Genomic DNA, 21,919 nt, shown 5'->3' with positions numbered 1-21,919 from the left:
GGTTCCTTGTTTTATTCCATGGGGGATGTCATCAGGCTGGGGACAATGATCCTTCCCCATAGTACCAGCCCCTCAAGAATGCTGTAAAGGTAAAAAAATCCCCGGCGGAACGCGGTACGAGCGCCCCAAGGTTTCATTGACAGGGCTCGTTCAGGTATGGCATAATTGGCAAAATTTTCTGCATATTTAAAGTGGGGGCTGCACACCATGTGGGCTCCCATAATTGTATTCAAAAAGGCCTTTTCATGCAGCAGCCGTTTGTGCACCTCCATCTCCATTCCCAGTACTCACTCCTCGACGGGGCTATCCGTATCGGCGACCTGGTCAAGAAGGCCAAGGGATACGGCATGCCTGCCGTGGCCATTACCGACCATGGCAGCATGTTCGGTGCCATCGAGTTCTACGAAAAATGCCGGAAGGAAGGGATCAAGCCTCTCATCGGCGCCGAGGTTTACGTCGCGCCCGGTTCGCGCCTGGTGAAGGAGCAGGGAAGCGTTCCCGGCGAATACTCCAGCTATCACCTTATCCTGCTCTGTGAAAACCTGCAGGGGTACAAAAACCTGTCGAAGCTTGTTTCATCGGGCTACAAGGAAGGTTTTTACTACAAGCCACGGATTGACAAGGAACTGCTGACTGAGCACAGCGAGGGGCTCATTGCCCTTTCCGCCTGCCTCAAGGGAGAGGTTGCCACCCTCTGCAGCCGCAACCGCATGGACGATGCCGTGGCAGTCGCCCGCTGGTACAGCGAAACCTTCCCCGGCAGCTACTACATCGAACTCCAGGAGAACACCCTCCCCGAGCAGGAGATTGCCAACCAGCGACTGATGGCCGTGGCGCGGGAGCTTTCCTTGCCGCTGGTGGCGACTAACGATTGCCACTACCTCAACCGTGAGGATGCCCGCGCTCATGAGGTGCTTCTCTGCATTCAGACCGGCAAAACCATGAATGATGAGAACCGGATGCGGTTCTCGGCGGACGAGTTCTACGTCAAGTCGCCGGAGGAAATGGCGGCAGCCTTCCATTATGCACCGGAGGCGATTGCCAATACGGTGCGCATTGCCGAGCGATGCACGCTGGAACTGAGGCTGAACGACCCGACCAACTACTTTTTCCCGCACTTCGAGCCCCCTGCCGGAAAGACCCATGATGAAATGCTGGAAGAACAGGCCTACGCGGGCCTCAAAGACCGGCTGGTAACCATCCGCGCCAAGTATCCCGACATGACGCCCGAACAGGAGCAGGCCTACTACGACCGTCTCCGGATCGAACTGGACTGCATCGAGCAGATGAAGTTTCCGGCCTATTTCCTCATCGTTGCCGACTTCATCAACTGGGCCAAGAACATGGGGATCCCGGTCGGCCCCGGCAGGGGTTCCGCGGCCGGTTCCCTGGTTGCCTACTCCATCCGCATCACCGACCTGGACCCGCTCCCCTACAACCTTCTCTTCGAGCGTTTCCTCAATCCGGAACGGATATCCATGCCCGATATCGACGTGGATTTCTGCCAGGACCGGCGGGACGAGGTGATACAGTACGTTGCCGGCAAGTACGGTCGTGACAAGGTCTGCCAGATCATTACCTTCGGTACCATGAAGGCAAAGGCGGTAATCCGCGACGTTGGCCGGGCCATGGACATGACCTACGGTGACGTGGACAAGATTGCCAAACTTGTCCCCGGCGAACTGGGGATGACCCTGGACAAGGCACTCAAGATCGAGCCGAAGCTGAACGAGCTTGCCAAGGCGGATCCAAAGGTGAAGGAACTGCTGGATGTCTCCCTCTGTCTCGAAGGGCTTGCCCGCCATGCCTCCACCCACGCTGCCGGCGTGGTGGTGGCGCCGGCCGCATTCGAGGAGTTTTGCCCGGTCTACAAGGATCAGAAGAGTGGTTCCCTCAACACCCAGTATTCCATGAAGTACGTTGAGATGGTGGGGCTGGTGAAGTTCGATTTTCTGGGGCTCAAGAACCTGACGGTCATCGCCAACGCCGTCAGGCTGATCCAGGCCGAGAAGGACCCTGGCTTCGACATCTCGCGCCTGCGTGACGACGACCGGGAGAGTTACGAGCTGATCTCGTCGGGAAACACGACGGGGATATTCCAGCTCGAATCCAGCGGCATGAAGGAGATGCTGGTAAAGCTGAAACCTTCCTGTTTTGAAGATGTCATTGCCGCCTGCGCTCTCTACCGCCCGGGGCCGCTCGGTTCCGGCATGGTGGACGACTTCATCGAGCGCAAGCATGGCAGGAAGAAGGTCGTCTATGACCTCCCCGAGCTCGAACCGATCCTCAAGGACACCTACGGGGTCATCGTCTATCAGGAACAGGTCATGCAGATTTCCCGGACCCTGGCCGGCTATTCCCTGGGGCGCGCGGACCTGCTCCGCCGGGCCATGGGAAAGAAGGACCCGGCGGTCATGGCAAAGGAAAAGGAGCCGTTCCTGGCGGGGGCAAAGCAGAAGGGAATCGACCTGAAAAAGGCCGAGGCGATCTTCGACCTGATGGCCAAGTTTGCAGAATACGGCTTCAACAAGTCCCATTCCGCGGCCTATGCCCTCATTGCCTACCAGACCGCCTATCTCAAGGCCCACCACTCCGTGGAATTCATGGCGGCGCTTCTTTCCTGCGACATGGGGAGCACCGACAAGGTGGTCAAGAACATTGCCGATTGCCGGGAGATGGGAATCGATCTGCTGCCGCCGGATATCAATGCCTCCCACCATTCCTTCCGCGTTCTCGGCACATCCATCCGCTTCGGTCTTGGTGCAGTGAAGAACGTCGGCGAGTCGGCTATTGAGGCGATAATCGAAGCCCGCAAGGATGGGGTATTCGTGGATCTTTTCGACTTCTGCGAACGGGTTGACCTGCGCAGGGTCAACAAGCGCGTGGTGGAGTCCCTCATCAAGTGCGGCGCCTTCGATTCTACCGGTGCGAGGCGTGCCGTACTCATGGCGGGGTTGGAAGATGCCACGGCCCTCGGCCAGAAGATCCAGCAGGAGCGGGAGAGCGCCCAGGTATCCCTGTTCGGCACCACGGAGATCGTCAAGGTCAATGGCAATGGCCGGGGAAAACTCCCCGATATTGCCGAATGGGATGACAAACAGAAGCTCGCGTTCGAGAAGGAATGCCTCGGCTTTTTCATCACAGGCCATCCCCTTGACCGTTACGCCCAGGACATGCGGCGCTTCACCTCAACCGATACTGCAGGATTGGCCGATATTGCCGACGAGAAGGAGGTCAAGATCTGTGGGGTCGTGGCCGCCCTCAAGGAGATGATCACAAAGAAAGGGGACCGGATGGGGTTTGTTACCATCGAGGACCTGGTCGGATCGGTGGAAGTGGTAGTTTTCCCGGAAACCTATGCCAAGGCAGGCCACTATCTGAAAACCGAAGAACCGCTGGTTGTGACCGGCACTGTCGATGTCGGGGAGAAGAGCACGAAGATCAAGGCGACCGATATTGTCCCCCTCCGGGAGATCAGCGAGCGGGAGACGCAACGGATTCATGTCAACCTGCAGGGGACCGGACTGGAACGGCGGCAGCTGGAAGAGCTCAAGGGTATATTCGGCCGTTACCGTGGAAGCTGTCAGACCATTCTCCATATCAACATCCAGGATACGGTAAGTACGACCATCCGGTTGCCGGACAACTGCACACTGTTTGCCAGTGAAGAATTAATGGTGGAAGTGAAGAACCTGCTGGGGTATAATGCCGTTTCTTTTGAGTAGCCTGACGCGTTCGTGCGGCGTCGGCATTGTCGTATCGATGGGCCTTTGTCGGTTAACTACGGAGTCCGGGAACTTTGCATTCACATTTGTGGTAAAAGGAGAGACACTACAACATGGCAACTCAAATTTATATGGATTTTGAAAAACCCGTTATCGAACTGGAGCAGAAGATACAGGAACTGCTGGCATTGTCCGGTGACAACGTCGATCTGAAGAATGAAGTTGCCAAGCTGGAAAAGAAAGCCGAGGAGATGCGGCGCGACATATTTGCCAACCTGACCCGATGGCAGACTGCACAGATTGCGCGTCACATCAATCGTCCCTTTACCATGGACTACATAAACCTTATATTCACGGAATTCGTCGAACTTCACGGTGACCGGAATTTCGGAGACGACCACGCCATTGTCGGAGGGCTGGCAAGGCTTGACAATGAGCCGGTAATGGTGATTGGGCATCAGAAGGGGCGCGATACCAAAGAGAAGGTCTATCGCAATTTCGGAATGCCGAACCCGGAAGGATACCGCAAGGCGCTTCGGCTCATGGAGATGGCAGAGCGGTTCCGGCTTCCCATCATCACCTTTGTCGACACTCCCGGAGCGTTTCCCGGCATCGGCGCTGAGGAGCGGGGCCAGGCCGAGGCCATCGCCAGGAATCTGCGCGAGATGTCTCGACTCACCGTTCCGATCATTGTTGTCATAACCGGCGAAGGGGGGTCGGGCGGGGCCTTGGCCATTGCGGTCGGAGACCGAATCCTCATGCTCCAGTACTCCGTTTATGCGGTCATCTCGCCTGAAGGGTGTGCCGCAATCCTCTGGTCCGACGGCACCAAGGGAGAACAGGCTGCCGAGGCTCTCAAGCCGACCGCTCAAGACATCAAGGCGCTGGAAGTCATCGACGAGATCGTTCCTGAGCCGACAGGGGGCGCCCACCGCGACCACAAGGCGATGGCAGTCAACCTCCACAAAGCCATCTCGCGCAACCTGAAAGAGTTGCGGAAACTGCCGGCGGAAGAGTTGATTGAAGCCAGGTATCAGAAGTTCCGCAAGATGTCCCGGTTTGTGGAATAGGGGTTAGTTCCCTGGCGGTAGGAAACAGGACAGGGCGGTCATCACCGCCCTTGTTTTTTTAGGATTGGAATTGTCAATGGCTGAACGTTTGCAAAAATTGCTTTCCCAGGCAGGTATCGCGTCCCGTCGCGAGGCGGAAACACTCATCGTCGCAGGCCGAGTCACGGTCAACGGTCAGGTTGTGACGGAACTCGGGACCAAGGCCGATCCGTTAACCGATCAGATTACCGTGGACGGTAAACCGGTCCGCCCTGTTGACGCAAAGATATACCTCCTCCTCTATAAGCCGGTCGGGTACCTGACGACCCTCAAGGATCCCGAGGGGCGTCCAATCGTCACCGACCTGCTGAAGGATGTAACGTCGAGGGTGTATCCTGTAGGGCGACTCGACTACAACACCGAAGGGCTGTTGCTGTTGACCAACGACGGCGAGTGGGCAAACCGTTTGGCCCACCCCCGGCACGAAGTTGAGAAGGAATATCTGGTGCGCGTACGGGGGAAGGCAACTCCCGATCAGATCAAGCGTCTGGCCGCAGGCGTGGAGCTCGAAGACGGCAGAACCGCACCGGCCAAAGTGTTTCTGGCGAGTGAGAGCGACAACAACAGTTGGCTCTCCGTAACCATCCATGAGGGGCGTAACCGCCAGGTGCGGCGCATGTGCGAGGCGGTCAGCCTGGCGGTGGTACGTCTCAAGCGGATCCGCTACGGTTTTCTTGAACTGGGCGATCTGCAGCCGGGTGAGCACCGCCATCTCTCTCCAGCAGAAGTCGAGAGGTTGGCACATCCCGGAAGAGTTCGCCCTGGTGGTGTCCCATCGCAAAGACCGGGGAGACGCTGAGAAAAAGGAGGTGCGGTTGAAATCGCAGCTCCTTTTTTTGTATGCTCTTTTGATATATGTACTTGTGTGGGTAAGTAGGTACTGGTATAAGATTGTTTGTTGTGTGAACTTCATAGATTCAGGGGGATTGGTTATATATGTTAAGCGATGATGTAAAGGATCAGCTAGGGCTTTTTGGCACCGATAATGAGAAGAATGATGCCACGTCGGCATCAGGTAAGCGAAAGCCTGCTCTGCGTAATGTGCCGGTTGAGGCTGGCATCGACGTGCAAACATATTCAGTGCAGGTAGAGCCGGAACCGACCAGTTCAGTCCAAAAAACGACTGAACATATCGTCACGCCACCGGCGGACGAGTATGGTGCGTCTTTGCATCACACGCGCACAACCGCCCTCAAGGTTTCCCGGAAGATGAAAGGCAAACCGGCGGCCAAGGCAAAGCCCTTATCTGGTCTGGTTCCGGCGGGTGATGTCCGGTTGACAGCGAACATTCGGGAGGATCTTCATTTGAAATTGAAGATAGCCGCGGCACAGCGTCGGACGACAATTGGTGAACTGATTGAGGAGATGGTTGATAAGTACCTGTAAACGGCGTTCGGAAAGATGATGCAACTCAGTACCAGGCCGGAAGTGATAGGTAGGTTGAAAAGAGATGTCGAAAATGCTAAAAATATGTGCAGTTTCGCCGCGCGATATTTTTATTCATTTTTGCTAATATGCAAATATTTTCTGCGAGTTTCGTCACGTCAGCCAATATATTCCACAGTGTTATCCACAGATTTTGTGGAATCAATCCCTTGTGGAGCGTGGATTTTCATAATGCGCGACGATAGTTATCCACTCTTATCCAGCCTGCGGCAAAATAGGTAACAAATCGTATTTAATGTGTAATTAGCTGTCAATTATATGACGCCGGATGCAGGATATCAACAACAGTCAGTAATTACATAAACGGACCAACTCTAAACCCGGCAGGATACGACAGATAGGGACGGGAAAAGAAAAGGGGTTACGGTATCTACCGTAACCCCTTGATCTTTTGGTGCCGAAGACTGGACTCGAACCAGCACACCCTTGCGAGCACAAGAACCTGAATCTTGCGTGTCTACCAATTCCACCACTTCGGCATTGACGAATTGTCTTTATAGCAATCTTTCCTGATGATTGCAAGGAATTTTTTCCGCGGTTCCCCAACTGGTCCCATCTTCGCCGTTTCACAGTAAATGGCCACAAGGTGTATGACACCTTGCATATTTCAGCTCATGAGAATCTTGTTCTTCAGAATCAGGATCTCAAATGCCATGGCGACTTTGCCGATGAGTTTCTGCAGGTCGAAGAGACGTGCTTCTTGATCGTTGCGTCGTCCGTCTACATAGAGGATGGTCACCACCCGCCCGAGCATAATAAGAGGAATGATCTGGACGATATCCGGCAGGTCGCCCCCCATTGCCGCAAGCATGTTTGAATTGTTCGAGGTGAGGGGGACCATGCCTCGGTAGTATCGTTTTTCATCGACCACCATCTTGAGGAGCGAGGTGCTGTCGAGGGGTATCTCGGTTCGGTCGAAATCTTGGATAAGTCTGTTGTCGTGAACTGCCTGCCAGCCGATGGCCATCTCTCCGCGGATGAGGAACAGAGCTACCCTCTGGAATTCCTGCCCCAGGTACGTAACGAGGGCTTCTGCGATTTCATCCCTGTTATGCGCCTCGGCGAGTCGTTCGGCAATGGATTCCATGGTCTGGCGAGGTACTGACGGTACAGTTGGTATCTGTCCGGGAGGTACGGCGTCGTCAGGTGCTTCCGTGTCGAAACCTTCGAACGGGGGGAATTCGATGAGCTCCCGGTCGATGGTGAAGGGGTCGACATGTTCCGGTTTCGCGGCCGGTTGGTTCATCGCTATAGGTTCATCGTACACACCTTCACGTCGGCGCCTCCCGCCGACGGCACGGTTAGTGGGAAAGTAGCGGATGTCGCGCTTTATGCCGTAATAATTTTCCATGCAGAAGACAAGCCGCAACTCGGGGGCGACAAGAGGCGATACGATATAGCCGGTCATGAAAGAAATTTCGTCGATGGCGGGCAGATTGGTAGGGTCGGCCATGGCAAGGGTGAGGCGTTTCTTGTCGAGGGCGATGGGGATAGCCATATATTTCTTCACGAGTTCAGCAGGGAGGAGGTTAAGGACATCGGCAGAGACATTATTGAGCTGCTGGGGTGTCGTGCAGGGGACGCCGAGTTTTCTGGCGAGAAAGTGAGCGAGTTGTTCCTCGTTGATAAATCCCATTTCGATGAGGTTGGTGCCGAGGCGACCACCGAAAATGACCTGACATTTGAGGGTTTCGTCCAGATCCTCTGGGGTGATGATGTTCTCATTCACCAGCATTTCACCGAGTTTCAGGGGCATGGAAGATTCCTGGATAGTGGGTGAAGGGAGTCAGCTCTGTTCGGATGTATCAGGTTCCGCGGGTTCTTCTCCGAGATCAAGCAGGCGCACTGCCTCGGCGGTCGGTAGTTCCTGGACACTCTTGAGTTTCCGCTCGATGACGCGGGAGCGGGTGGCAGCCGAATCGATGGTGTTGCTCGCTTCCTGGAGCTTTTTTCGGGTCTTGTCGAGCACCACGCCAAAGGTGGCGAATTCTGTTTTGATCGCGCCGAGCAGGGTCCATACCTCACTGGAGCGTTTTTCGATGACAAGGGTGCGAAAACCCATCTGCAGGCTGTTGAGGAGCGCAGCCAGCGTGGTCGGGCCGGTAACCACCACCTTGAACTCCCGTTGCAGCTGTTCGAACAGACCGGTGCGGCGAAGCACCTCGGCATAAAGCCCCTCAGTGGGAAGGAACATGATGCCGAAATCGGTGGTGTGGGGCGGGTCAAGGTATTTATCGCGGATATTCCGGGCCATCTCCTTGATAGCCCGCTCCAGCTGCCGGGAAGCTTCTTCAACAAGAACCGGATTCCCCTGTTCCTGGGCTTCGACCAGCCGCAGATAGTCTTCCTGGGGGAACTTCGCATCGATGGGGAGCCAGACTGCGCGATCATGCTCGTCGCTTCGCCCCGGCAACCGGATGGCGAATTCTACCCGGCCGCTGCTCCCCTGTTTGGTCGCAACATTGACCTCGTACTGTTCACGAGTGAGAATCTGTTCCAGCAGGCTCCCGAGTTGGATCTCACCGAAGGTGCCACGGGTCTTGACGTTGGTGAGGACCTTTTTGAGGTCACCCACGCCGGTAGCAAGGCTCTGCATTTCGCCGAGCCCCTTGTGTACTTGTTCCAGCCGCTCGCTCACGATCTTGAACGATTCGCCGAGACGCTTCTCCAGGGTGTCGTGGAGCTTTTCGTCCACTGTAGCGCGCATCTGCTCCAGCTTCCGGTTGTTGTCTTCCTGGAGGCTTGCGAGTTTTTTCTCGACCGTTTCGTTGATTTTGTCCAGTTTCTGGATGTTGTGGTCGGTGAGAGTTTTGAGTTGCCCGGAAAAGATGTCAAGTTGGCGCTTCTGGTTCTCAGCACCTTCTGCCATGCGGCGCAAAACTGCTTCGCTGAACGCTCCGAAGGCATTGTTTTGTTCTTCGCGGGATTGTTTACTGCTGGTAGATGATTCAGTGCGGTTCTGTGCCAGCTCATCGCGGAACATCCGCTCGATGCGCTCCTGATTACGTTCCAGAGCATCGAAGCGAGATTCGAGCCCATCCGCAGGATTCCGGGATGTCCGGGCTATGAGCACCAGCAACAGGCCGATGGCAATAAGAACCAGCGTGATCAGGAGATAGAGCAGGGAGGCACTCATGAACCGCAGATCCTCGGGTATACGGGGGAACTGCCGGGGAAGGAATCAGACAAAAAGCGGCTCTTCATCGGTGCCGAACTCGAGCTCCTTCTTTTTTTCCGGTGCGAGCAGGAGGGCGATCCCGGCGCCAAGAGCGGCTCCCGCGATAAACGAAACGAAAAGCGTTCCCGTAACATTTTTGTCTTCATGCATGACTGGTACCTCCGATATTGATATTTCGAGAGTATATGGCTGGCGAGGATCGCCATAAAAATGCGTTTCCACGCTGTTAGCTGTCAAATGGCTGTCTGTCACAATCCGGTCGGAACATGAGTCGGAAAACCCGTTAAACAGGCATTGCGGCTCAGGTCATGACAGAATAACAAAAAATTCCAGGGATGTACAGCCCAGCGTTAAAATTTTACCTACAATTTACATACCAATTTCTTTCTTTGTTCATTTCTGTACCAGTTCCCTGGTGTCGCTGATGAACGCCTCCACATCCTCGGGGCGGGTTTCCCATGAACACATGAGACGGGCACCGCCGGTACCGATGAAGGAGTAGAAGTGCCATCCCTTTGCGCGCAGACCATCGGCCACGGCAGGCGGCAACTGAAGGAAGACTGCGTTTGCCTGGCACGGATGGGCGAGGGTTACGCCCGGTATCCCCTGCAGGCCCTCGGCAAGCTGGAGGGCACAGTTATTGGCGTGGGCTGCATTATGGAGCCATGCCCCATTTTCCAGCATCCCGATCCAGGGGGCAGCGAGAAACCGCATCTTGGAGGCAAGCTGGCCGGCCTGTTTGCAGCGGTAGTCAAATTCATTGGCCAATTCGTGGTTGAAGAACACCACCGCTTCGCCAACAGCCATGCCATTCTTGGTGCCGCCGAAGCAAAGGACGTCCACTCCCGCCTGCCAGGTCAGTTCTTTGGGGGCAACGCCCAAAGAGGCAACAGCGTTGGCAAAACGTGAGCCGTCCATGTGGAGGCGCAGGCCGTACTGCCGGGCAAAATCTCCAATTGCCTGAAGTTCGGCCACCGAGTAGAGGGTCCCCAGTTCTGTGGACTGGGTAATGCTGAGGGCGCGCGGTTTAGGATAATGAATGTCGGTGCGGCGTTTTATGGTGTGTTCCACTGCCGACAGGTCGACCTTGCCGTCTTGTCCTGGCACGAGCAGCACCTTGGTGCCGTTGGAAAAGAACTCCGATGCACCGCATTCGTCTGTTTCCACGTGGGACAATTCATGACAAATAATACTGTGGTAGGACTTGCAAAGGGCTGCCAATGCGAGGGAGTTGGCCGCAGTGCCGTTAAAGACGAAAAACACCTCACAATCTGTTTCGAAGAGTTCCCGGAGTTTTTCGCATGCCCTGGCGGTCCAGGGGTCATCGCCGTAAGAGCTGGCGTAGCCGCGGTTGGCTTTGTCCAGCGATTGCCATGCTTCGGGGCAGATTCCTGCGTAATTGTCACTGGCAAATTGAAATCGGGTCGGTTGGTTGAGATGTTCCATAGAAAGCTCCTCATCAGGGGGTAAAATCTATTTGTCTGTCAAGGCACTTGGTTTGCACCTCCCAGAGTTCTTAGCCATTCGGGGACCGTGTCAGTGAGTCATTCCGTCGCCCATTGCCGGAGGTGTGGGAGAAGGACTGGCTGGTTTGGCGCGCTCGATTGCTTCCGCTTCCCTGATTCGTTCACCGAGCCAGGCATGGAATATCCGGGCGTTTTCGACGGTAAGGACGATGCCGGTGTCGACGTGACGTACGAGCGTTGTTTTCAGATCGGGAGGGTTGCTTGCAGTTTCATTGCCGATGGTGCCGTTAAGGTTGATCTCGTGGGTGATTGAATCGGGCAGGGGGAGTCGTTCAATGTAGAAATTCACCATGATTTCTCCGCGCGGCGAGACACCGCCATGGGCACCATTAATGTAAACAGGGTTGTAGTCAGGGGCGACAACGTACTTGAAGGTTACTTCGGGGTTGGGGTGGGACATGTGATTCCTCCTCTGGGCAGCTTCTGTTCTCACGACATTACTACACCGGAACAGTGACAAGGTCAATCCCAATCCAAGCGCTTGCAGAGGAGCATTCCATGGCTATACTTGGAACGTTATCGACGAATTCGGATGCCATCAGTAGCTATAAATATGAGGGGGGCAATTCAATGACAGGACGGGAAGCGGCTGCACAGGTTCAGGCGCTGAGAAAAGAGAGGGACAGTTTCGTCAAGTGGTGGCGTACTGCGGACGATCTGGTCGATTTCGAGCTGATCGACCCCTTTCTCGCCAAAGTAGCAAATGGTCAGTCGGTTGACGGGTTTGAACTGCTTGACCTGGAAGCGATGTGGCGGCTTTTTACGGACCTCAATCCCGATCAGGTGACTCGGACCACGCAAAACGGTGAAGAAATCATTCTTTGGAAATGGCAGGATGGGGCGGGGCAAGAAAAGGTGAACTCATATCCCTTCACCCCGGCAGGTCTTAAGGCACTCATCGATAATGATTTTTTTGCCTAATCAGTTTTACTGCTCTTCCTCATCCCGTCCGCCAATGTGGGGTAGAGAAGTTTGATGCCAAGGCGTGTGAGCATTTTCGAATTGTCCATGCGTCGCGATTCGCTGACATAGGAGAGCATAAGGGGGGACATGACCTCGCGCGCCTCTTCCATGGTTACCTGGCGGGGACGCGGATAACCGAGTGCGTCGGCAACGGCGTTGAAATATTCAGTCATGGTGCCGGGATGGCCGTCGCTGACATTGAATATCTCCCCCGCCTCACCTTTTTCCGCAGCCGCAAGGCAGACTCGAGCCAGGTCGTCGGCGTGGATGCGATTAGTGAGCGGGGCTTCCCGGAGGACCGGTTGGCCGCTGGCAAGCTGGGTGACGGGGAAACGACCCGGTCCGTAAATACCGGTCACGCGCAGGATAACGACAGGGACGTTGCGTTCTCTACCCCATTCAAGAAAAGTGGTTTCGGCGTCCAGCCGCCGTTTGGCCCGTGCCGTCTGCGGATTGGGGGGAGTCTCTTCGGTTACCTGCCGGTCGCCGCAATCTCCGTACACGCCGCTGGTACTCATGTAGACGATCTTTGCCGGCTCGGCGCCGGCCGGTACAGCAGCGCAGAAAGCGCGGACCCGTGGGTCGGTGAACCCTCCGCCGGGAGGGGGCGCGAAATAGAAGATCACGGCGTCGTTCGTGGGGAGGTCCGCCAGAGAAGACGGTTCATCCAGATTCCCCTGCAGCGTCTGGATGCCGATCTCCTGAAGAGTGTCACGTCGTGCGTCGGACCGGACTAGCGCGATTACCCGTCCATTCTGTGCCTGCACGAGCCCTGCTAAACGACGGCCGATATCGCCGCACCCAATGATCAATACCTTCTGTAAGCCAGCCATCTCAGTTCCTTTCATCTCCAACCATAACTTTTCCTCAGTGGGTGCTTACCAGGACGTTGCCTGACGTCACGCTAAGCGTGTTGCCAAGCTGCCGGTCTTCTGTATCCAGCCGGCAGGAGAGGGTGGTGTCATGTGCCGCCATGGTGCTGACACGAAACGTCAGGGCGAACTCCCGTATTCTCCCGGTTGGCAGTTCTATCCCTTCCGTGACGAGGGAACCGTCTGTTTCCCGCCTGAAACCGGAATCCTCGATTGAAGCAGGTTCCAGGGCGGGGGGGCACATGAGTTTCATGGCGACTTCACGCGCCGCCATGCTCCCAACGTTCATCAGGATAAGCCGGTACGCAACAGTTTCTCCCGGTGCAGCCCGCTTTTTGAGGGGTTTGATCACTGTACTGAGTAGCGGTGCGGCCGCGACGAGATGCAGTTTTTTCGAGACGGCAATGTTTGCATCCCGTGTGGACACAGCGGTCAGACTGAGCGTGAAGGTCTGTCCGTCAATGCTCTTACCCGGCAGGCGCAGCTTTATTATCCCTCGGAACGTGGCGGAGGGGGCAACGGTTTCGGTTTCGCGCAGTAGACGTCCCGGTCTGCCGACTGCCGCGAAGGTGACGTTGAAGTCGGTCGGCAGGTCGGTGGTGATGCGGTACCGGTCCGGTTCTACACCAAGATTGGTTATGGTGAAGGGGATTGATACCATCCGCGCGACTTCACTGTTTTCCCCCGGGGGAAAGCATTCCAGTGAAAACTCAGGTGGTGAAGGTGCCGGTATGGATGTTTGTGTGGGGACGGCTTGGGCGTCAGCGGCTACTACTAGCGAAGAAGACTGGGGAGTAGACTCAGGTGAAACAACGACATGAGCTTCAGAAGGGATTGTCAATGATGGGCCGGTTGTCACGGCAGCAACAGTAGTATGCTGTGTCTCGGCCCTTTTGATGACAGTGCTGGCACGCCTTCCCATTTCAATGGCTGCATTCCGTTCGACGACACGCTCGTCTTCCCGCTTTTGAGCCTCTATCTGCTCTTTCTCGATGTGTTCCCTGCGCAGTCGTTCCAGTTCGGCATTTTGGGCTGTAATACGCTCCTGTTCAGCCTTCACCCGTGCCAGTCGTTCACGCTCTGCATTTTCTGATGCGATTCTCTCTTCTTCCGCCCGTTGCCTTGCAAGCTTGTCCTGCTCCGCCTTTTCCTTGGCAAGTCTTTCCTCTTCTGCCTTCGCTACCGCCAACCTTTCCCGTTCGGCTTTCTCTCGGGCAATCCTCTCCTGTTCAGCCTTCACCCGTGCCAGTCGTTCACGCTCTGCATTTTCTGATGCGATTCTCTCTTCTTCCGCCCGTTGCCTTGCAAGCTTGTCCTGCTTTGTCTTTTCCTTGGCAAGTCTTTCCTCTTCTGCCTTCGCTGCTGCCAACCGATCCCGTTCGACTTTCTCTCGGGCAATCCTCTCCTCATCAACCTTCAGTCTTGCCAAGCGCTCTTCTTCGGTCTCCTTGCTGCCAATAGATTCCAGTTCTTCCTTCGTGACAACCTGGCTTTCAAAATTTGAATTTCCTGCAGTTGCCTGCGGGGCTGACAATCTGTTGGCCAGTTTTTCTCCGCGCTGTAGGCGGATTGCCAGGTTCGCCAATTCCGAATTCGCGCTTACCTTGAGGGGACTATCCGGATATTCTTTGAGGAATTTGACCAATGCCTGCGCGGCATCCAGTTGGTTTCCCATCTTGGCATTGGCTTGTGCCTGAAGGAGAAGTGCCATGTCGCGCAAGGGGGTGTCAGGGTAGATGGCGAGGAGACTGTTCAGGTTTGCGAGAGATGATGGATAATTCTTGTTCCGAAACAAGTTGAAGCTATCCATGAAAAGCTGGGAATCGCTCGGGACAGAGGCATGGACGGACTTTACAAGGAGCAGTGCAATGACGATGCACCCGAAGCCGCAGCGCAGGACAGTCCCGAGAATGGGCAATCCCCCGGTCGCCCGGGCAGAACCGTCGCGTATTCCCTCTTTGTTGGAACCATTGCTGACCATGATGATTCAATACACTGACAACCCGAAAGGTGTCAACTTTAAATGCCGGTGTGGGTTTCATGGCAAATTGCTCCTTGATTCATGGGTAGGTTAGGGGTAAGATGCTTGACAGAAGCGGCTCAAGCATTGCAGTCGCGCGTGCCCCAGCTTCGTGCAGGAGTCGGTATTTCAAAGGGTATTGCCGTTTATGACCAGAGTAAAAGAGCGTCTCGATAAACTGTTGCTTGACCGGGGACTGGCGTCGTCACGGGAGCGTGCCCGCGGCTTCATCATGGCAGGACAGGTGGTGGTGAATGACCATGTGGCGGACAAAGCGGGACAACTGGTGGCGATGGATGCGGATATTCGCCTCAAGGGAGACATTCTGCCGTACGTCAGCAGGGGGGGCTTGAAACTGCAGAAGGCGCTCGATGAGTTCTGCATTGACGTTGCCGGCATGGTCGTCCTCGACGTCGGCGCCTCCACGGGCGGTTTTACCGACTGTCTTTTACAGCGGGGAGCCACAAAGGTCTACGCAGTGGATGTGGGATACGGACAACTTGCGTGGAAGTTGCGTCAGGATCATCGGGTGGTGAACATTGAGAAAACCAATATCCGCTACCTGACGAAGGACAAGCTGGCTGAATTACCCGACTTCGCCGTAATCGATGCCTCTTTCATCTCCCTCGACAAAGTGCTTCCTTCCACCCTTAGTCTGCTCAAGGAGGAAGGGGAGCTTGTTGCGCTCATCAAACCGCAATTCGAGGTCGGTCGCGGCGAGGTGGGAAAGGGGGGGGTAGTACGCGATCCAGCCAAGCATCGGGAGGTCATCCATGGTGTGCAGGCTCTTGCGGAAAGCCTGTCTCTGGAAGTGTGTGGCGTGACGGAATCACCGATCCTGGGTCCGAAGGGGAATCGTGAGTTTCTCATTTATCTTCGAAAAGTCAGCACGTCTCTTGCAACTGCTTAATATGCCGGGATTCTGAACTCTTTGCTTGAATGAGAGGGGGAAATGGCATAAACTTCAACCGTTTGACGGAAGAAAGGGAATTTGATGGATAATTGCCTGTTTTGCAAGATATCGCGGGGGGAAGTACCTGCACGGAAGGTGTTCGAGGACGAGCAGGTGGTGGTCATCGAGGATATCGCACCGGTGGCACCCCATCATCTCCTCATTATTCCGCACAAGCATGTTGTCAACGCCCTGGATCTCGATGTGGATGACAATGCCCTGGTTGGGCACGTTTTCCAGGTGGCTGCGCGGATAGCCCGGGAGCGGGGCATCGCCGAACAGGGGTTCCGTATCGTCAATAACAATAATGCCGCAGCCGGTCAGTCTGTTTTTCATATCCATTTTCACCTGCTTGCCGGTCGTAATCTCGCCTGGCCGCCGGGGTAGCGCTTTCAAACGATACTTCACCACTATTCCATGAATATCCGGAGGGGAAATTACATGAAACGACTGCTCGCATTGCTCGTTATTTTTGCTGCCCTACCTGCCTATGCCGTTACGTACAAGTGGGTGGACAAGAAGGGGACGATCAGTTTTACCGAAGACTTGGGGAACGTCCCTCCCGAGTACCGAAAAAAGGTTATCATTCTCGACGCCGATGTCCCCACCGGCCCTGAAGTGACGGAAATCGACGAGTCGAAGGGGAAAACGAGCGCAAAGGGCGCGGAGAGCGCGAAAGAGGCGACTGCTGACGGAGATAAAAAGGCAATTCTCTACGGCGGCAAGGATGAGAAGGCTTGGCGTAAGGATTTCGGCCGGCTCAAGGCAGACCTAAGGGCAGCTGAAGACCAGGCAGAACAATTGCGGGGAAGATTGAACGACACCAGCAAGATGTCCCGAACCGAATATCTGTCGATCCAGTCATCCTTAAAGAATGTGGAACTCAGGGTACAAGACCTTAAAACAAAGCTCAGTGCGCTCGACGAAGCAGCCAACAAAGCTGGAGTGCCGGCTGGCGCGAGGGAGTAGGACTTCAATCGGAGTTTTCCCGTTCAGCAAAAAGCAAAAGCCCGGAACGCATTTCGTTCCGGGCTTTTTTGTAGCTAATTGGTGCCACCGGGGTCGCTTTGTGCGTATCCGTTGTGGTTGATGCGTATCAATATCCTGTCAAGGATAGTACCGCGTCGGTTGATACGTATCTTTTTCGAGGGTTTTACTCACCCGAAAAATCCGGTGTACACGGTGCGCGAGATGTCCGACGACACCAATTATAGGGAATTGCTCCAGATTACCGTATGGTCGCGAGAGTTACTGACCTTTGTTGCAACATTGTCCGGGATAACGCTTCAGGCTTCCTTCAGGTGAGAAGGCTTGCACACTGCGTCAGAACCCGGCGCTATTTTGTTCATAAATAGTCAGGTACCCCAACAAACTCTAACCTGTACTCCAGAGCAATTTTCAAAGATCGTTGTAGTGTGAAGTCTAGCATCGTATTAGAGAGTGTCAATGTCGTTGGCAAATTTTTTTGGCATTTTATCAGTTATAAATTGACGTCGTTCATGACCTCGGTCAGTCGATTAGTTCATCATGCTTGAATCGGTCTCGTCATTACAAACCGAGAACTTTTCCGACGCTTCCCGGGAATATGATATCGACGGTCATCAATGCGGTCAGTACGATCATTATAACGACGGTTATCCAGGAGATGCCGTTGAATACGGGGCCATTGGTATGGCTGCCCATGATGCTGCGGTCGTTGACGAGCTTCAGCATGAAGATCAGTACGAAGGGGAGCACTGCGCCGTTCACTACCTGAGAAATGAACATGATCATGATCAGGGGGGCGTTGGGGATGAGAATGGTGATTGCACTGAGGATGATGATAATGGTGAAGAGCCAGAAAAACTGGGGTGCCTGGCGAAAGTTCTTGTCTATACCCGATTCCCACCCCAACCCCTCGCAAATGTAGTAAGCGGTTGAAAGGGGCAGAATGCAGGCGGCGAACAATGAGGCGTTAAAAAGTCCGAAGGCGAAGAGCGTGGAAGCATGTCTGCCCACCAGCGGTTTCAGGGCGACTGCTGCATCGGCAGCGGTTTCGATCTTCAGTCCCTGGACATGAATCGTTGAGGCGCAGGCGACCACGATGAAGAAGGCCACTACGATGGCCATGATGCAGCCGATAATGACGTCCAGCCTTGAAAAACCGTACTGGTCGATGGTGATCCCCTTCTCGACTACGGCAGATTGCTGGTAAAACTGCATCCAGGGGGCGATGGTGGTCCCCACAAGACCGATCATGGTCATCAGGTAGGCACTGTCTGACTTGAATGTCGGTACGAACGTCGCGGTAAGAATGGTGTCCCACTTTGGGCCGGCCATGAAGGCGGCGATGGGGTAGGCGATGTAGACCATGCAGGCGACAAGGAATACTTTCTCCACGAACTTGTAGGAGCCTTTGACCACCAGCAACCAGACCAAAACGGCGCTGACCGGCACCGACAGGTACTTGCTGATGCCGAAAATTTCCAGGCTGGCCGCTATACCGGCGAATTCGGAGACCGAGTTTCCCATATTGGTGAGGAGCAGGGCAATCATCACGTAAAATGTTACCTTGACCCCGAAAGATTCCCGTATGAGGTCCGACAACCCTTTGCCGGTCACCGCGCCCATCCGGGCGCACATCTCCTGGATTACCACGAGGGCAATGGTAGTCGGCACCATCACCCAGAGGAGGGTGTAGCCGAATTGGGCTCCGGCCAGGGAATAGGTGGTTATCCCGCCGGCGTCGTTATCCACGTTGGCGGTGATGATGCCCGGGCCGAGGATGGCAAGGAAGAGCAGGATATTTCTCGGGTTGACCTTGCGGAGCGGTTTGAACAGGCGAAACAAGCTGATTCCGGTAAACATGTCAGGTATCCAGGATTAGATTTGCGATCAGTGGTGGCGATATCGCCGGCGGCGCAGGGCATAGGGGAGAAACAGTTCCAGGATGTCGTCCACGGTGACAATCCCCGCGATCTTTTCTTTCTCGTCCAGGACCGGTATGGCGATCAGGTTGTACTTGGCGATGAGTTCGAGGATATCTTCCGGCTCTGCATCGACTTTCACCGTTTTCAGGTTACTGGTCATGATCTCGGTTATCGGGGTTTCCGGTGGTGTAATGAGCAATTCCTTGAGACTCACCACGCCAAGCAGGTATTCATCGCTGTCCACAACGTAGGCATAATAGACGGTTTCGACATCGGCGGCCAAGAGCTTGGTTTGACTCAGCGCATCGCTGACCGTGAAATCGGGTGCGATGGTAAGGAACTCGCTGTTCATGAGGCCCCCGGCGGTGTCGTCCTCATGCTCCATCAGTTCCTGGATATCCTCGGCTTCCTCTTCATCCATGAGCCCCAGAAGTTCCTGCGCCTTTTCTTCGGGGAGGTCGCCGAGCACGTCCGCTGCCTCGTCCGGGTCCATTTCTTCCAGAATGTCCGAAGCCTGTTCGCTGTCCAGTTGGGTGATGACCCGGGACCGGAGTTCGGGGTTCAATTCGTGAATCGCTTCGCCGGCAGTTTCCGTGTCGAGGGAGGTCAGTACGGTCTGAATCTGTTTCGGGGAAATCTGGGAAATGATGCCGGCGATATCGGCCGGATGCATATCCGCCATCTGCTCGCGTGCCATGGTGAGGGTCAGGCGGGATAGATTCAACTCAAGGGGCTGGACAAATTCCCAGCTGATTTCCTGGTGGGACAGTTCTTTCTTGAGGCCGCGAGCGATTTTTTCTCCCAGCATTTCATACCCAAGGCGACGGAGCAATCCCCTGAAACCGATGTCAACGGCGAAGATGCAAAGGAAATTTTTCTGATTTCCCAGTTTCAGGTCATTGACACGAACAACCTTGGCTCCGTTGATGTCGACGATCTGCTTGTCGAGAATGTCGCGCCTGACCAGAATTTCTCCCTCCCGTGGTCCGTAGGAAAAGGGCGCTGATTCTCCTTTTATGGAAATTACGAAGCGATTGAAGAGCGAGATGTCTTTCCAGGGAATGGCCAGGGTCGACGTGGGTGATTTGACGAGGAGGTGGGATACCTCGGGGAAAATCTCACCTGCTGTCATGACGAGGTCCCACAGTTTGCCGATCTGCTGACCCTGCTCATTAATGACGGTATTGTCGAGAACCGCGCTCAGATAGAGTTCGCTTACGACCTCATTCATGAATAGCACTCCTGAAAAATAAAAAAAGCCCTTCCAGGAGGAAGGGCCGTACGCAATAGAAGGCCGGTTTCCCCCTGGTTGAGTTTCGGCAGTGCACAACGTAGGTTTTCACCAGCTACCTTAGGTAAAGCCTTAAGCCGACAATACCTGGTCTACCCGTTGGCGTCTTTCGACGTTTCCGTGCAGTAGCCTTTGTTTGTGCAAACGCCTCTTCCTAACGAGGAACGTGTTTCACTTGGTATAGTCCCGGCGTCACTATTTGTCAACCCTTTGTTTGGTTAAAAAGTTACAAAGTCTGAGCACTTGCAGGCGCTCGTGCCGGTCATTGACACCCTTTGGTTTTACTGTTAGGTTAGGTGCACTTTTATCGTACGGGGAGAACCATGCAGTTTCCACACATCGATCCGGTATTTTTTCATCTCGGGCCGCTGGCGTTTCGCTGGTACGGGCTCATGTATATCATCGGTTTTCTGTCGGCCTATTTCATCATACGGGCCGGAGCGAAGCACAGGGGAGTGCCACTCACGAAAGATGATGTTTCTGATCTGGTATTCATGGTGGCTCTGGGGATCATTCTTGGCGGAAGAACGGGATACGTGCTGTTTTACAACTTATCTGACTATCTTGCGCATCCCTTGAAGGTGTTTGCCGTCTGGGAAGGGGGGATGTCCTTCCATGGCGGCTTGCTCGGAGCCATTCTGGGTGGAGCTTTGTTTGTGCGGAAGAAGAAACTCAATTTCCTGCAAATGCTTGATATCGGCTTCATGACGGCGCCGATCGGACTGGGGCTCGGTCGCATTGGCAACTTTATCAACGGTGAACTGTACGGTCGCGTGACCACCGTCCCGTGGGGCATTATCTTTCCCGATCCTCGCGCCGGCGGTATGCCTCGCCATCCGTCCCAATTGTACGAGGCATTTCTGGAGGGGCCGGTGATGTATCTCTGTCTCTGGGGGATCGGTCGTCTCAAACCACCGGCAGGGACCGTTTTCTGGTCGTTTCTCGGATTGTACGGACTGTTTCGTTTTACCGTGGAATTTTTCCGGGAGCCGGATTATCAGCTGGGCTTTATCGTCGGGAGCCTGTCCATGGGACAGCTGCTCAGCCTTCCCATGCTGCTCGTCGGGGGGGGGATGGTCTGGTGGACGGTCCGGCGGGGATGACTGCACTCAGGAGTGGGCCGGAATGAATTAGTGCAGCCGTTTTGACATCTCCAGGACATTCCCTCCGTCGATCTTCCTGTACCGGACAGAATCCATGATCGACTTGATGATGAAGACGCCGCGCCCCCGATCTTCCAGTTTTTCGAAGTCGGGGGGGGGAATGGAGTTGATGTCGAAGCCTTGACCATCGTCGTAGACCCTTATGGTCAGCTCGCTGTCGGCAATGGTGATCATGATGTGCACCATCTTGTCCGGGTCTTCGGCATTAGCATACTTGATCGCGTTTACCATGGCCTCGGTAAGGACGAGGTTGATGTGGTAGGCGAGGGTTTCCCTGTCGCCGCCGAACTTGTCCAGTTCCTTGGCGATGTCTTCACCTATCCTGCCGATAAGGCTCAGGTACCGGGTCTGGTTCGGCACCTTGATGTCTACCTCGATCGCCCGCTTCTCCATTGCGACCTCGCTTGTTAGAAATTTTCCAGCGCTTCGGCGGTGGAAGGAAATATTTCGAATACCCGGTGCAGCCTGGTCAGTTCGAACATCGATTTAACCTGGGTCTGCAACGTGGCGAGTTTGAGGTTTCCTTGGTGCGAAATGGCGTTCTTGAAGCCGGAAACGAGGGCACCCAGGCCGGAACTGTCGATGAAGCGGACATCGTGCAGGTCGACGAGGATGTTTTTCTTCCCCTCTTCAAAAAGCCTTTGCATTTCACTCTTCAGGTCCCCCGAGTTGTGGGCATCCAGCCGTTCTTCCTTGACGTAGATAATGATGACTTCGTTTCTGGTTTCGATGTTAAGGTTCATGAAGTACTCTCCGTCTGAGCCC

Annotated in this window: 21 protein-coding genes, 1 tRNA gene, 1 other RNA gene and 1 riboswitch; of the genes, 9 read left to right on the top strand and 14 right to left on the bottom strand. The window is 54.8% G+C overall.

Annotation, left to right across the window (positions count from 1 at the left end):
• Positions 1 to 11: 11 nt before the first annotated feature.
• Positions 12 to 266 (bottom strand): hypothetical protein, encoded by a 255-nt coding sequence (locus LDN04_RS14030; protein WP_223911857.1) that lies wholly within the window; start codon positions 264 to 266, stop codon positions 12 to 14.
• On the opposite strand from LDN04_RS14030, the gene dnaE reads away from it, so the two are divergent.
• From dnaE to LDN04_RS14010, 4 genes are all read left to right on the top strand, one after another.
• The gene (gene dnaE / locus LDN04_RS14025; protein ID WP_223911854.1) at positions 246 to 3,725 is read left to right on the top strand and encodes a DNA polymerase III subunit alpha; all 3,480 of its coding nucleotides are present in this window, start codon (positions 246 to 248) and stop codon (positions 3,723 to 3,725) included. The genes LDN04_RS14030 and dnaE overlap by 21 nt on opposite strands.
• A gap of 113 nt (positions 3,726 to 3,838) precedes the next feature.
• Entirely contained in the window at positions 3,839 to 4,795 is a 957-nt protein-coding gene (locus LDN04_RS14020) for an acetyl-CoA carboxylase carboxyltransferase subunit alpha (RefSeq protein WP_223911851.1), read from the top strand.
• A 76-nt stretch (positions 4,796 to 4,871) separates the two neighbouring features.
• Positions 4,872 to 5,633 carry a pseudouridine synthase gene (locus LDN04_RS14015; protein WP_223911848.1) on the top strand — a complete coding sequence of 254 codons (762 nt, stop codon included), beginning with the start codon at positions 4,872 to 4,874 and terminating at the stop codon, positions 5,631 to 5,633.
• A 137-nt stretch (positions 5,634 to 5,770) separates the two neighbouring features.
• Positions 5,771 to 6,220, top strand: a complete 450-nt coding sequence (locus tag LDN04_RS14010) for a hypothetical protein (protein ID WP_223911845.1) — start codon at positions 5,771 to 5,773, stop codon at positions 6,218 to 6,220.
• Between the two features lie 452 nt (positions 6,221 to 6,672).
• On the opposite strand, the gene LDN04_RS14005 is transcribed toward LDN04_RS14010, so the two are convergent.
• From LDN04_RS14005 to LDN04_RS13980, 6 genes are all read right to left on the bottom strand, one after another.
• Positions 6,673 to 6,759, bottom strand: a tRNA-Leu gene (locus LDN04_RS14005).
• Positions 6,760 to 6,887: 128 nt separating this feature from the next.
• A complete protein-coding gene (locus LDN04_RS14000; protein ID WP_223911842.1) occupies positions 6,888 to 8,036 on the bottom strand; it encodes a general secretion pathway protein GspE in 1,149 nt (382 codons plus the stop codon).
• Positions 8,037 to 8,066: 30 nt separating this feature from the next.
• Entirely contained in the window at positions 8,067 to 9,416 is a 1,350-nt protein-coding gene (locus tag LDN04_RS13995; RefSeq protein WP_223911839.1) for a DNA recombination protein RmuC, read from the bottom strand.
• A 45-nt stretch (positions 9,417 to 9,461) separates the two neighbouring features.
• Positions 9,462 to 9,608, bottom strand: a complete 147-nt coding sequence (locus LDN04_RS13990) for a hypothetical protein (protein ID WP_223911837.1) — start codon at positions 9,606 to 9,608, stop codon at positions 9,462 to 9,464.
• Positions 9,609 to 9,851: 243 nt separating this feature from the next.
• Positions 9,852 to 10,904 (bottom strand): low specificity L-threonine aldolase, encoded by a 1,053-nt coding sequence (locus tag LDN04_RS13985; protein WP_223911834.1) that lies wholly within the window; start codon positions 10,902 to 10,904, stop codon positions 9,852 to 9,854.
• Positions 10,905 to 10,994: 90 nt separating this feature from the next.
• Positions 10,995 to 11,384 carry a hypothetical protein gene (locus tag LDN04_RS13980; RefSeq protein WP_223911831.1) on the bottom strand — a complete coding sequence of 130 codons (390 nt, stop codon included), beginning with the start codon at positions 11,382 to 11,384 and terminating at the stop codon, positions 10,995 to 10,997.
• Between the two features lie 98 nt (positions 11,385 to 11,482).
• Between LDN04_RS13980 and LDN04_RS13975 the strand changes: the two genes are divergently transcribed.
• Positions 11,483 to 11,905: a hypothetical protein gene (locus LDN04_RS13975; protein ID WP_223911829.1), complete on the top strand. Its 423-nt coding sequence runs from the start codon at positions 11,483 to 11,485 to the stop codon at positions 11,903 to 11,905.
• On the opposite strand, the gene LDN04_RS13970 is transcribed toward LDN04_RS13975, so the two are convergent.
• Positions 11,902 to 12,780, bottom strand: a complete 879-nt coding sequence (locus tag LDN04_RS13970; protein ID WP_223911826.1) for an SDR family oxidoreductase — start codon at positions 12,778 to 12,780, stop codon at positions 11,902 to 11,904. The two genes, LDN04_RS13975 and LDN04_RS13970, sit on opposite strands and share 4 nt — an antisense overlap.
• Before the next feature lie 34 nt (positions 12,781 to 12,814).
• On the bottom strand, positions 12,815 to 14,800 hold the full coding sequence (locus tag LDN04_RS13965; protein ID WP_223911823.1) for a hypothetical protein: 1,986 nt from the start codon (positions 14,798 to 14,800) through the stop codon (positions 12,815 to 12,817).
• Between the two features lie 187 nt (positions 14,801 to 14,987).
• Here LDN04_RS13965 and LDN04_RS13960 point away from each other — a divergent pair, with 187 nt between their 5' ends.
• The 3 genes from LDN04_RS13960 to LDN04_RS13950 all read left to right on the top strand — a co-directional run bounded on the left by LDN04_RS13960 (position 14,988) and on the right by LDN04_RS13950 (position 16,760).
• Positions 14,988 to 15,749: a TlyA family RNA methyltransferase gene (locus LDN04_RS13960; RefSeq protein WP_223911820.1), complete on the top strand. Its 762-nt coding sequence runs from the start codon at positions 14,988 to 14,990 to the stop codon at positions 15,747 to 15,749.
• An 84-nt stretch (positions 15,750 to 15,833) separates the two neighbouring features.
• Entirely contained in the window at positions 15,834 to 16,178 is a 345-nt protein-coding gene (locus LDN04_RS13955) for a histidine triad nucleotide-binding protein (RefSeq protein ID WP_223911817.1), read from the top strand.
• Between the two features lie 54 nt (positions 16,179 to 16,232).
• Positions 16,233 to 16,760, top strand: a complete 528-nt coding sequence (locus LDN04_RS13950) for a DUF4124 domain-containing protein (protein WP_223911814.1) — start codon at positions 16,233 to 16,235, stop codon at positions 16,758 to 16,760.
• Between the two features lie 247 nt (positions 16,761 to 17,007).
• Here LDN04_RS13950 and ssrS read toward each other — a convergent pair.
• The 3 genes from ssrS to LDN04_RS13935 form a co-directional block, all read right to left on the bottom strand.
• Positions 17,008 to 17,187: non-coding RNA, 6S RNA (ssrS, locus tag LDN04_RS13945), on the bottom strand.
• A gap of 152 nt (positions 17,188 to 17,339) precedes the next feature.
• Entirely contained in the window at positions 17,340 to 18,638 is a 1,299-nt protein-coding gene (locus tag LDN04_RS13940) for an Nramp family divalent metal transporter (RefSeq protein ID WP_223911811.1), read from the bottom strand.
• A gap of 27 nt (positions 18,639 to 18,665) precedes the next feature.
• Positions 18,666 to 19,931 (bottom strand): magnesium transporter, encoded by a 1,266-nt coding sequence (locus LDN04_RS13935; protein WP_223911808.1) that lies wholly within the window; start codon positions 19,929 to 19,931, stop codon positions 18,666 to 18,668.
• Positions 19,932 to 19,995: 64 nt separating this feature from the next.
• A riboswitch (M-box (ykoK) riboswitch) is annotated at positions 19,996 to 20,160 on the bottom strand.
• A 154-nt stretch (positions 20,161 to 20,314) separates the two neighbouring features.
• Between LDN04_RS13935 and lgt the strand changes: the two genes are divergently transcribed.
• Complete coding sequence (gene lgt / locus LDN04_RS13930) at positions 20,315 to 21,094, top strand: prolipoprotein diacylglyceryl transferase (RefSeq protein ID WP_223911796.1); 780 nt, start codon at positions 20,315 to 20,317, stop codon at positions 21,092 to 21,094.
• A gap of 27 nt (positions 21,095 to 21,121) precedes the next feature.
• On the opposite strand, the gene LDN04_RS13925 is transcribed toward lgt, so the two are convergent.
• The gene (locus LDN04_RS13925) at positions 21,122 to 21,547 is read right to left on the bottom strand and encodes an ATP-binding protein (RefSeq protein ID WP_223911793.1); all 426 of its coding nucleotides are present in this window, start codon (positions 21,545 to 21,547) and stop codon (positions 21,122 to 21,124) included.
• A gap of 14 nt (positions 21,548 to 21,561) precedes the next feature.
• Positions 21,562 to 21,897, bottom strand: coding sequence for an STAS domain-containing protein (locus LDN04_RS13920; RefSeq protein ID WP_223911790.1), 336 nt, complete (start codon positions 21,895 to 21,897; stop codon positions 21,562 to 21,564).
• Between the last annotated feature and the right edge of the window lie 22 nt (positions 21,898 to 21,919).

This window comes from Geobacter sp. AOG1 (genome assembly GCF_019972315.1).
Classification (GTDB): Bacteria; Desulfobacterota; Desulfuromonadia; order Geobacterales; family Geobacteraceae; genus Geomobilimonas.
Note: the sequence above shows the minus strand (reverse complement) of the source record. Positions and strands in the feature narration are given on the sequence as shown.